The sequence below is a fragment of the Ruegeria sp. CDSA077 genome (genome assembly GCF_059612265.1).
On sequence record NZ_JBXWQG010000017.1, the window covers coordinates 58,151 to 64,754 of the forward strand.

Sequence of the window (6,604 nt, forward strand, 5' to 3'; positions counted from 1 at the left end):
ACCATGACACTGCGCCCGGTTGGAATTCTTGGCGGTATGGGCCCCGAAGCGACGATCCTCCTCCAGCGCAAGCTGGTGGCGGCAGTACCCGCAACTGATGACCAAGACCACATACCTTTGTTGATCGACATGAACCCGCAGGTGCCGTCGCGGGTTCGTCATCTGCTCGAGGGCGAAGGCGAGGATCCGGGGCCGACGCTTGCCGCTATGGCGCGTCGGCTAGAAGATGCTGGAGCCTTAGCGCTGGCGATGCCGTGCAACACCGCCCATCACTATGCCAAGGCGATTACGGATTCCGTGGACATCCCCTTGCTGAACTTGATCGAACTGGCAGCTGAATATGCAGCTCGGACGCTTGGGTCAGGGGGATGTATCGGAATGCTTGCCTCGCCAGCCGTACAACGTACTTATCTATTCGAGACAACGCTGCAAACGCGCGGGCTTTCGGTTGTTTGGCCGGCAGACGATGAAAAAATGCTTGCAGCGATCCGAAAAATTAAGACTGACGGCCCGTGCAATGAAGGGCGTGAAACACTAAGAGTTGCCTCGAAAGAACTTGTTGCCGCAGGGGCCGACCTGCAGCTTGTGGCTTGCTCAGAATTCTCGCTCATCGCTGATAGTGTTGCGGCCGAGGTCAATGCCATTGATACGATTGACCTGCTTGTCCAGGCGATTGTCGAATTTTCCCACGCAGGGCAAGTTTAGGCGATTGAATAAGTGCGCCACAGCGTTCGGAGGCAATCTGTAAGTCAACAGATACCTTTTTTCATAATTGGTCCCAAAGCTGTTGCGCTGTCTGATCAAAGGTCGCTGGATTGGCAAATGCGGAAATCGTCAAGGTGGCACACCACGCGTCATCGCCGATTGGCACCAGCAATCCCGCGTCCAGCTCTGGCGAAATCGCGGTTTCGGGCATCCAGGCAAAGCCGCTTCCGGTAATCAGGCGTCTCTTGATTGTCTCAACCAGACTATCAACATAAATCGTCTCGGCGTTCAGGGGTTTGCGGTCTATGGTATTTTCTACAACCATGCCTAAAAACGAAGAACGGTCATATGCCAGATAGGGGATGGGTGGGCCATCCTGCTCTGCGAGACTCCAACCCATGGCACGCGTTGAATTAGCTGTAGCCACTGGCACCAGACGATCCTTTAACAGGTCTTTTCGCTCAAATGCGGTTTCATCAATCATCGGTGAAACCGAGTGGTGATTGTAACACAAGAGAATGTCCACTGCGCCCTCGACCAACAGGTCACAGCAGGTGCTTAGGGAATCGGACAGTACACGAGTGCGCAGATCGGGAATTTGCATCTGCAACTCTTCGATGCGACTTGCCAAAAAATTAACCGCGATCGTGTGGAGGACCGAAAACCGGATGAAACGGCTATCCCCACGATCGGCATCCCGCAGCGATTGACGGGATTCTGACAGTTGTGAGATCGCCGCCAGCGCGACCGGCAAGAATTGTTGACCTGCTTCTGTCAATTGAACAGGATAGGTGGCGCGATTGACCAGAGGCAGCCCGACCCAGCTCTCCAACGCTTTGATTCTACGACTGAATGCGGATTGTGTGATGTTGCGTTCATCGGAGGCTCGGGTGAAGTTCAGTGTCCGGGCGAGGCATTCAAAGTCGCGCAGCCAGTTCAAATCCAATGTGTGTACCTGCATTTCCTAGGAAGCATAGGTCGAGCATACTCAAAACTATGCATTGCGGGAATAGTTTGATGAAATGTTCGAATTGGCCCTCAGAAAACCTCATGCTCTAGACTTTAAGCTAGGGCCTGGCGGTTTGTCCCCCTTTTCCCCTTCCGTCCGAAGTCGCAGCCCGAGACGACTTTGTACGACACCGCCGAGCGATGGGAAAGAAACTGACTAAAAAATACGACGCCAAAATACGGCGCAAATCAACAGAGGAGAATATTATGAGAAGGAAGCTGAAGGCATTTGGCATGGCAGCGGCGGTTGGTATCTATGCGATACCCGCTTTCGCTGCTGAAGAGGTTAAAATCGGTGTGCCGTCATGGACCGGCGCGCAGGCAATTGCTCATCTTCTGGGTGCAGTTGTCGAAACACGCATCGGAGGGACGGTTGAATATGTGCCCGGAAACAATGCCACCATCTTTCAGGCCATGGATCAGGGCAAAGGCGACATAGACGTGCATCCTGATGTCTGGCTACCCAACCAGGAAAGCTTTACCAAGAAATATGTAGACGAAGCGGGCACAGTAACCCTGTCGTCGAACCCCTATGAAGGCAATCAGGGCTTTTGCGTTAGCAAGGACTTTGGTGAGGCCAACAATATCACCGACATAGCTGATCTGGGCCGCCCTGACGTCGCTGCCCTGATGGATAGCGACGGCAATGGCAAGGGTGAGATGTGGATTGGCGCCCCGGGCTGGGCGTCGGCCAATGTGAATGAGGTTAAAACGCGCGACTACGGTCTGCTTGATTTCATCGAGCCCGTGCGTGCAGAAGAAAGCGTGAAGACCGCGCGTATCAAAGACAGCATCGCCAAAGGCGAGGGCTATGCCTTCTATTGCTACAAGCCACACGCGGTCTGGTACATGTTCGACGTTCAAATGCTGAGCGAGCCGACTTTCGACCCGGCAAAATACGTGATGGTGCAGCCATCGGACGATCCGGATTGGTATAGCAAATCCAGTGTTGCCACCAAAGACGCCCTGAAGAACGTCCAGATCGCATGGTCCAATACGTTGCCAGACCGATCACCTGCGATTGCTGATTTCTTCGCGAATTTCGCATTGACTGCAGATGATGTCAGCGGTTTCGCCTATGAGATCAGCGGCAAAGGTCGCGATCCGGCAGAGGTTGCCCGCGAATGGGTCGAAGCGAACCCGGATCGCGTCGACGCTTGGCTGGGTCTCTGATCCCACTTCCAGAAACAGGGTGGCGGCATCTGCTGGCGCCACCCAAAAGCAGATCTCTGGAGGACCTATGAGCGACGACACCGTTATCGAAATTTCGAATGTCTGGAAAATTTTCGGAGGCAGACCCGAGGTGGCGCTGCAGGCGATCCGCGACCGCGGGTTGGACAAGTCCCAAGTGCTGGCCGAATACAACTGTGTTGTCGGCGTCGCTGATGTCAGCCTGTCGGTAAACCGGGGTGAGATTTTTTGCATCATGGGTCTGTCAGGCAGCGGTAAATCCACCCTGGTTCGCCATTTCAACCGACTGCTGGAGCCGACAGCTGGTAAGATCGAAATCGAAGGCACTGATGTCATGGCCTTGGGGCCAAAAGAGCTTCAGCAGTTTCGCAACAACAAAATCGGTATGGTGTTTCAGAACTTTGCGCTGATGCCGCATCGGTCGGTGTTGGATAACGTGGCAATGCCACTGGAAATCCGACAGGTCAGCAAGAATGAACGCATGCGTCAGGCTGCTGCTATTCTCGATATTGTCGAACTGGGTGCTTGGGGGTCAAAGTTCGCACACGAGCTGTCCGGTGGCATGCAACAACGTGTGGGCCTGGCCCGCGCTTTGGCCGCCAACCCCGACGTGCTTTTGATGGATGAACCGTTTTCGGCCCTTGATCCGCTGATCCGGCGGCAATTGCAGGATGAATTCATCCGGCTGAGCAAGATTCTCAAGAAGACTACAATCTTCATTACCCATGACCTTGATGAAGCCGTCCGCATCGGCAATCGGATCGCCATCATGCGGGACGGCAAGGTGGTGCAGATCGGGACAGCCGAAGACATCGTCATGAACCCCGCTGATGACTATGTGGCTGATTTCGTTGCAGGTATTTCACGCCTCAAAGTGGTGCGCGCCCATGCGGTCATGCGGCCAATTCCAGAACATATTGCGGCCCATGGGCCGCTACCGGCGGATGCCCCGCGCGTGAATGAAGACGAAAATCTGAGCACGCTGATCAATCTGGCGATCGACAACAGTAGCGCAATCCTTGTGGAGGACGGCGGCGTGGATGTTGGCGTCATAACCCGTGCCGATCTGTTGCGCACCGTGATCGAAGGGACCGAAGTGTCATGAGCATTTCTGATGTGAACCCGCTGGAAGATACCGAAAGCGAAGCGGCCCTTGCCTATGCCGAAGAGCGGCGTGAAAACATTCGCACATTTGTGCGCACCAGCCCTGACTACTATATCCGTAATTTCGACAAGATTGGTGCATCGTCCCGCTTTACACCAACTTTCAATCTGATGGCCGGATTGTTTGGTCCGGTCTGGTTCGGTGCGCGAGGTCTGTGGTCATGGGCGTTACCATTTCTGATCCTCGAAACAATAGCCTTTGTGCAGATTGCGCGAGGGTTGTTCGGCGATCTGGCAGCCGAGGCAATGGAGCGTATTGCATCGATTGAAGGGACGCTTGAACTGCGCCGTCAGCAATTGGCGGCGGCTATCGAAAACAACTCGGACAAGATCGATGTCTATCAGCGAACGGTGGACTCGCTTGAAGAAAACATAGGAGGTATCCGTGCCGAGGCCGAGGCGATGGCAGCTGAAGGTCCTTACATCATTCTAACCGGCCTGATCATACTGATCATCGTCAAATTCATACAGTCACAGGTGGCGAACTGGGCGCTTGAGGCGCGTTTCTCGGAGTGGCTATCGGATCGTTCGATCCGTTCGGCCATGCCGGTGTCGCAGATCGTGTTCAGCGCAATCTTCATGGCGTTAATCGTCGCCGCGGCAATGTTGCATTACAGCTTCCCAGGGCGCTTTTCACTGCTTAGCCATTTTCCGACAGACCCAAACATCCGCCTGACCAGTATCACTTGGGTAGAAGATTTCATCGCCTGGTGCGTACGCAACAGCGAGACCTTCTTTGATGGGCTGACATTCGGCATCCGCACTCTGTTGGATGCGCTAGAGGTCATACTGGTTCAGACGCCATGGATCGTGATTGCGAGCTTGATTATTCTGCTGACCTGGCTGACAGCGGGCATCAGCACGGCGATCTATTCGGGCGCATTTCTGGCCTATATGGGCCTGCTGGGTTTCTGGGAAGGTGCCATGACGACGCTGGCCTTGTTGGGGACAGCGGCGTGTCTGTCGATTGTTATCGGAATTCCGCTCGGCATGTTTGCTGCCCGTCGCCCACGGTTCTATGCGTTTATCCAGCCGATCATGGATTTCATGCAAACCATGCCAGCCTTCGTGTTCATGGTGCCTGTGATTGCGTTCTTCGGCGTTGGAAAGCCAGCGGCGGTTGTGGTCACGATGATTTTTGGCGGCACACCGGTGGTACGATTGACCGTTCTTGGTCTGCGTGGTGTACCAGAAAGCGTGCGCGAAGCAGCTATTAGTTTCGGTGCCAATAAGTGGTACTTGCTCACTAAGGTAGATCTTCCATTAGCAAGCCCATCGATCCGCGCGGGGATCAACCAGACGATTATGTTGTCGCTGGCGATGGTCGTCGTGGCCTCGCTGATTGGCGCCAAGGGGCTGGGTGAGGACGTGCTGGAAGCGTTGCAATATGCCAATGTGGGCCAAGGCATCCTCGCCGGGTTTGCGATCCTTTTCTGCGCCATGATCCTTGATCGCATTGTACAGGGTGGGCGCAAATGACACCTGTCGTATTCGTCCATGGATTTTTGGGCGGCAGTCGACAATGGTTAGGGCAAGTCGAAGCCCTGGCCGGTTTCAACGTCGTAGCCCTGGACTTACCGGGATTTGGTGAGAATGCGCATCTCGAGGCCCCCACCAGTATTGCTGGCTTTGCCGAGTGGGCGCTGTGCGAATTAACCGGGCGAGGAATTGAGCGATTTACCCTGATCGGCCATTCAATGGGTGGGATGATCGTTCAGGAAATGGTTACCCGTGCACCCGAACGTATCGACCGGTTGGTGCTTTACGGCACCGGAACGATTGGCATTTTACCCGGCCGGTTTGAGACGATCGACACTTCAAAGCGCCGGGCCAATACAGAAGGACCAAGAGCCACTGCCAGACGTATTGCGGCAACCTGGTTTCTTGATCGGGGAAAAGCTGCGGCCTATGAGGACTGTGCTATGATTGCAGAACAATGCAGCCTGCAAACTATGCTTATCGGGCTCGACGCGATGGAAGGTTGGAGCGGCGCCAAACATTTGGCGGATATCATAACCCGTACGTTGGTGATTTGGGGTGACAGGGATCGGACCTATCCATGGAGCCAAACCGAACGATTGTGGCAATCAATTCCCGACGCCAACCTCGCGGTGATACCTGGATGTGCTCACGCGACGCATTTAGAGAAGCCGGGGCTCTTTAATTTGATACTGCGAGATTTTTGTACCGCCTGACAGCTTGTCTGCAGCCAAAATGTTAGAACGACCGCTGTCGTGACCAATACCGGTCTTTCCCGGATAGTGTAGATTTTGCTGCGAATGGGTATGCACGGGCAGCAAACGCCGGTTTGCAACGCTGTATTTCAGTAATCCGCTCGGGTGTAGAATGTCTCTTATGGGCCGTTCTGCCACGAGGCTAGTTCTGCGAAACTGGCAGATGCCGCTCCGCATCTGAGGTCGGCTCTGAGCCCAAAGTCACGAATGCTGAGCTTTGCGCATACGTCTACGACGCCGGAACTCACCGCCTATATCGCAGCAGGCGGGCAGTTGAGCGGCATCTGCGGAAATATAGATGG

At 54.6% G+C, this 6,604-nt stretch carries 6 protein-coding genes; 5 read left to right on the forward strand and 1 reads right to left on the reverse strand.

Annotated features, from left to right (window positions below; translation table 11 throughout):
• Positions 1 to 3 precede the first annotated feature (3 nt).
• The gene (gene cuyB, locus AC2FLE_RS19980; RefSeq protein WP_496699235.1) at positions 4 to 705 is read left to right on the forward strand and encodes a cysteate racemase; all 702 of its coding nucleotides are present in this window, start codon (positions 4 to 6) and stop codon (positions 703 to 705) included.
• Positions 706 to 766: 61 nt separating this feature from the next.
• On the opposite strand, the gene AC2FLE_RS19985 is transcribed toward cuyB, so the two are convergent.
• Entirely contained in the window at positions 767 to 1,651 is an 885-nt protein-coding gene (locus tag AC2FLE_RS19985; protein ID WP_496699237.1) for a LysR family transcriptional regulator, read from the reverse strand.
• Between the two features lie 269 nt (positions 1,652 to 1,920).
• On the opposite strand from AC2FLE_RS19985, the gene AC2FLE_RS19990 reads away from it, so the two are divergent.
• The 4 genes from AC2FLE_RS19990 (at position 1,921) to AC2FLE_RS20005 (ending at position 6,263) form a co-directional block, all read left to right on the forward strand.
• The gene (locus AC2FLE_RS19990; protein WP_496699239.1) at positions 1,921 to 2,886 is read left to right on the forward strand and encodes an ABC transporter substrate-binding protein; all 966 of its coding nucleotides are present in this window, start codon (positions 1,921 to 1,923) and stop codon (positions 2,884 to 2,886) included.
• Between the two features lie 67 nt (positions 2,887 to 2,953).
• On the forward strand, positions 2,954 to 4,009 hold the full coding sequence (locus tag AC2FLE_RS19995) for a quaternary amine ABC transporter ATP-binding protein (protein ID WP_496699241.1): 1,056 nt from the start codon (positions 2,954 to 2,956) through the stop codon (positions 4,007 to 4,009).
• Entirely contained in the window at positions 4,006 to 5,547 is a 1,542-nt protein-coding gene (locus tag AC2FLE_RS20000; protein WP_282022304.1) for an ABC transporter permease, read from the forward strand. Before AC2FLE_RS19995 ends, AC2FLE_RS20000 begins: the two co-directional genes overlap by 4 nt.
• The gene (locus tag AC2FLE_RS20005; protein WP_496699243.1) at positions 5,544 to 6,263 is read left to right on the forward strand and encodes an alpha/beta fold hydrolase; all 720 of its coding nucleotides are present in this window, start codon (positions 5,544 to 5,546) and stop codon (positions 6,261 to 6,263) included. The genes AC2FLE_RS20000 and AC2FLE_RS20005 overlap by 4 nt, the downstream gene beginning before the upstream one ends.
• Positions 6,264 to 6,604 lie beyond the last annotated feature (341 nt).